6 protein-coding genes are annotated in these 4221 nt (G+C 71.0%); all 6 read right to left on the bottom strand.

From position 1 onward, the window contains the following. Positions 1–6: 6 nt before the first annotated feature. Positions 7–342, bottom strand: a complete 336-nt coding sequence (gene raiA, locus VFW24_15330) for a ribosome-associated translation inhibitor RaiA (GenBank protein ID HEX5268137.1) — start codon at positions 340–342, stop codon at positions 7–9. Positions 343–582: 240 nt separating this feature from the next. Next, complete coding sequence (locus tag VFW24_15325; protein ID HEX5268136.1) at positions 583–777, bottom strand: hypothetical protein; 195 nt, start codon at positions 775–777, stop codon at positions 583–585. 50 nt (positions 778–827) lie between these two features. Next, the gene (gene ahcY / locus VFW24_15320) at positions 828–2300 is read right to left on the bottom strand and encodes an adenosylhomocysteinase (GenBank protein HEX5268135.1); all 1473 of its coding nucleotides are present in this window, start codon (positions 2298–2300) and stop codon (positions 828–830) included. 113 nt (positions 2301–2413) lie between these two features. Next, the gene (locus tag VFW24_15315; protein ID HEX5268134.1) at positions 2414–3457 is read right to left on the bottom strand and encodes a bifunctional phosphoglucose/phosphomannose isomerase; all 1044 of its coding nucleotides are present in this window, start codon (positions 3455–3457) and stop codon (positions 2414–2416) included. Beyond that, positions 3458–3706, bottom strand: a complete 249-nt coding sequence (locus VFW24_15310) for a Trm112 family protein (GenBank protein ID HEX5268133.1) — start codon at positions 3704–3706, stop codon at positions 3458–3460. Between the two features lie 2 nt (positions 3707–3708). Then, a partial coding sequence (manB, locus tag VFW24_15305) for a phosphomannomutase/phosphoglucomutase (protein ID HEX5268132.1) occupies positions 3709–4221 on the bottom strand: 513 nt, incomplete at its 5' end.

Below are 4221 nucleotides of genomic sequence, written 5' to 3'. Positions count from 1 at the left end.
TAGTAACTAGTCTACCGGGGCCTGACGACGAGGATGGGATCGTCCGACCAGGCGACCCTTGAGGCGGACCAGGCGCAGCTCGAGCTTGTCGACGACCCGGTCGACGGCGGTCAGCATGTCGGGCCCGGAGGCCCGGGCCCGGACCACGTGGCCGTGGCCCTCCATGGTCACCTCGCAGACCTCGCGGTCGTGGATGCGGGGATTCTGCTCCTCGCTGAAGCGGACCAGGGCCCGCTCCATCCCCTCGAGGAAGCGTTCCAGCTTCACCAGCTTGGACTCGGCGGCGAGCTTGACGTCAGCGGGGACCTCGGCGTGACGGCAGGCCATGGCTACTTCGAGCAACGGCACCCCCTCGGCTGGAAGATGGCATGACCACGTGCGGCTGACCTGGTCTTTGACCCCACACCCGCCTGCCCGCCGGGGGCCGCCGATCGGCCCGGCAACGGACAGGGCTTACTCCTAAGCCGCACCATGATCAGCGCCCGGTGGCCGGTGACCGCCGGACGCCTTACGTGGGTCGTTTCGCCTGCGACTGGCATCGACTTGCAACCACAGACCCGCACGCGGTCATGCGCACCGATTCTACGCCAACCCCGCCGGCCGGCCCCAGCAGACAGCCCTCATCGTCTCGTCGAGGATGGCGCCGGCCAGCACGTAGGAGCCGACCGACGCCCCCGCGGCCAGCAGGGCGCGTGCCCGGGCCACCGCCGCGGGCCGGGAGGCGCAGGCCGGGTCGAACGGCTCGGTTTCCTGGAGGTATCGGTCGCCTTGCACCATCCAGGCATCGGCACCACTCAGAGTGGTCTTGAGAGGCCCCCTGACCACTCTCAGTATCGATAGTGGTCCGGCTTGTACGGGCCCTCGACGGGGACGCCGATGTAGGAGGCCTGGTCCGGCGTCAGCTGGGTGAGCTTCACGCCGAGCGAGTCGAGGTGCAGCCGGGCCACCTTCTCGTCGAGCACCTTCGGCAGGAGGTGCACGCCGATCGGGTACTGCCCCGACCGGGCGAACAGCTCGATCTGGGCCAGCACCTGGTTGGCGAAGCTGAAGCTCATCACGAAGCTGGGGTGGCCGGTCGCGCAGCCCAGGTTCAAGAGGCGCCCCTCGGCCAGGACGATGACCGAGTGCCCGTCGGGGAACACGTACTCGTCGACCTGGGGCTTGATGTTGACCCGGCGCACGTCGCTCATCCGGCCCAGGCCGGCCATGTCCACCTCGGTGTCGAAGTGCCCGATGTTGCCGACGATGGCGTTGTGCTTCATCCGGGCCATGTGCTCGGCTGTGATCACGTTGTGGTTGCCGGTGGCCGAGATGACGATGTCGGCCCGTTCCATGACCCGCTCGAGGGTCGTGACCTCGTAGCCCTCCATGGCGGCCTGCAGGGCGCAGATGGGGTCGACCTCGGTGACCATGACCCGGGCGCCCTGGCCCCGCAGCGACGCTGCGCACCCCTTGCCGACGTCCCCGTAGCCGCAGACGACGGCCACCTTGCCCCCGATCATCACGTCGGTGGCGCGGTTGATGCCGTCGATCAGGCTGTGGCGGCAGCCGTAGAGGTTGTCGAACTTGGACTTGGTGACCGAGTCGTTGACGTTGATGGCCGGGAACCGGAGGCTTCCCTGCTCGAACATCTGGTAGAGCCGGTGGACCCCGGTCGTGGTCTCCTCGGTCACGCCCATCACGCCGTCGGCCACCCTGGTCCAGTACTTCGGGTCCTCGGACTGCATGCGGCGCAGTAGGTCGAGGACCACCTTCCACTCCTCGTTGTCGTCGTCGGCGGCGACCGGCACCGCCCCCGCCGCCTCGTACTCGGCCCCGCGGTGGACCAGCAGGGTGGCGTCCCCGCCGTCGTCGAGGATCATGTTGGGCCCGCCGGCCTGGCCCGGATCGGCCGCGTCCGGCCAGCGCAGGGCCTGGCGGGTGCACCACCAGTACTCCTCGAGCGACTCCCCCTTCCACGCGAACACCGGGACCCCCCGGGGGGTGTCGGGGGTCCCCTCCGGCCCGACGGCCACGGCGGCGGCGGCGTGGTCCTGGGTGGAGAAGATGTTGCAGCTGGCCCAGCGCACGTCGGCCCCGAGCGCCACCAGGGTCTCGATCAGCACCGCGGTCTGCACGGTCATGTGCAGCGACCCGGTGATCCGTGCCCCGGCCAGCGGGCGGGCGTCACCGTGCTCGGCCCGCAGGGCCATGAGGCCGGGCATCTCCACCTCGGCCAGCTCGATCTCCTTGCGCCCCCAGGGGGCCAGGGACAGGTCGGCCACCTTGAAGTCGGTGGTGGGCTCGGTCGTCGTCGACATGCCCCGCAAGCTAATGGAGGCGAAGCACCCGGACTCCAGTGAGGGTCGCCGCCGGGGCGGGGCACCGGGGGCCGCGGCGGGGGCCGTCCGGAGGACCCTGGTGCCCGCCGCGACTACAGAGCGCCCAGGGCCGCCTTGAGCTCCCCGAGGATCGGCACCGGGCCGGGGTCCACGCCCTCCTGGGCCGCCAGGTACAGCGACACGCAGTCACCGAACAGCACCAGGTCCATCAGCTGGGCCAGGTCCCCCTCCCCCTGGGCCACGACCTCCTCGACCGAAGCCACGACCTCGCGCACGATGTCGTCGACCAGCTCGAAGCGCCGCATGACCTGGGGATGCTCGGAGTCGGTGCGGAGGTTGACGACGGTGAACAGCTGGCGGGTGACGTCCCCGTGCTGGCCCCAGCCGCAGATCTCGTTGTGGCACAGCTCCGGGTAGGTGTTCCAGAACGCCGGAACCTTGCTGTTCTCGTTGAACTGGTTCTTCCACCGCATGGCGGCGGTAGCCCCGACCGCCCCGGAGCTGTAGACGAGCGGCACCGTGCGCCCGATGCGCCGGGCCAGCTCCCGGGCCGGGTTCACCGCCGCCGATCCGGTCAGCTGGTCCCGCCGCCGCCGGAGCTGCTCGACGGCCAGGGAGATCCACTGGCTGGCGCCCGGGAACAGGCCGATCTCCTCCAGCACCACCAGCGGGGGGATGGCCATGGCCCCGATGGCGGCGCGGGGCTGGGGGATGTCCGTCGGCACCGGCACCACGGGGGCGCCCCAACCCGTGGCCCGGTGCGCGAGCTCCCCCCCGGCGGTGACCGCCACGATGTGGGCGCCCTGCATGGCGGCCTCGGTGGCGGCCTCGAGGGTCTCCTCGGTGTCCCCGGAGAACGACACGGCGAACACCAATGTCCCCTCGCCGACGAACGCCGGTGGGGTGTAGCCCTTCACGACCACGACCGGCACGGCCATGAACGGGGCGGCGATCGCCAGCAGCAGATCCCCGGCCACCCCACTGCCCCCCATGCCCAGGACGACGACGTTCTCGACCAGCTCCCGCCGGGGCAGCCCCTCGACCCCCCGCCCGGCGTCGGCGGCCGCCTCGACCTGCTCGGGCAGCCCGAGGGTGACGTCCATCATCCCCAGGCTGTCGAGCGGGAGCGTCTCCACCTAGGAGGTACCTCCCTCTTCGAACGTCGGCTTGATCCCCTCGGCCCCGGCCTTGGCGACCAGCCGCTCGTGCTCGTCGTCCCCCAGCGTCTCGGCCTCGTCGATCAGCATGATCGGGATGTCGTCGCGTATGGCGTAGCGCCGGCGCAGGCGCGGGTTGTAGAGGCTGTCCTCGGACTCGAAGTACAGGAGGGGCCCCTTGTCCTCGGGGCAGGCCAGGATGGCCAGCAGCTGCGGGTCGAGGGCCACGGTCAGCGTCCTTTCGTGGGGGAGGCGGACGAGTTGGCGCGGTCGAGGAGGTCGAGCACCTCTTCCACGTGCCGGCGGCACGACCGCTCGTCGGGCGCCTCCAGGTTCAGGCGGAGCAGGGGCTCGGTGTTCGACGGGCGCAGGTTGAACCACCAGGCGCCGAGGTCGACCGTCAGCCCGTCGGTGTGGTCGAGGGTGGCGCCGGCGGCGCCGTAGTGCTCCTCGACGGCGGCCAGCACGGCGGCGGCGTCCACCACCGGCCGGTTGATCTCCCCCGAGTCGGCGTAGCGCTCGAAGGGCCGGCGCATGTCCGACAGCGGGGTGTCGGAGCGCGACAGCATCTCGAGCACCACCACGGCGGCGATCAGGCCCGAGTCGGCCCGGTAGTTGTCGCGGAAGTAGTAGTGGCCCGAGTGCTCACCCCCGAAGACGGCGCCGGTGTCGGCCATCACCGCCTTGATGAACGAGTGCCCGACGCGCGTGCGCACGCCCTGGCCCCCGTGCTCGGTGATCAC

The organism is Acidimicrobiales bacterium (assembly GCA_036273495.1).
In the GTDB taxonomy this organism is placed as follows: Bacteria; Actinomycetota; Acidimicrobiia; order Acidimicrobiales; family JAJPHE01; genus DASSEU01.
The sequence above is the reverse complement of the archived record's forward strand: the minus strand, read 5'-3'. Positions and strand labels throughout refer to the sequence as shown.

Coding starts and splice junctions, on each gene's coding strand:
- VFW24_15325 (HEX5268136.1), bottom strand. CDS start 777: ATGGTGCAAGGCGACCGATACCTCCAGGAAACCGAGCCGTTCGACCCG.
- ahcY (HEX5268135.1), bottom strand. CDS start 2,300: ATGTCGACGACGACCGAGCCCACCACCGACTTCAAGGTGGCCGACCTG.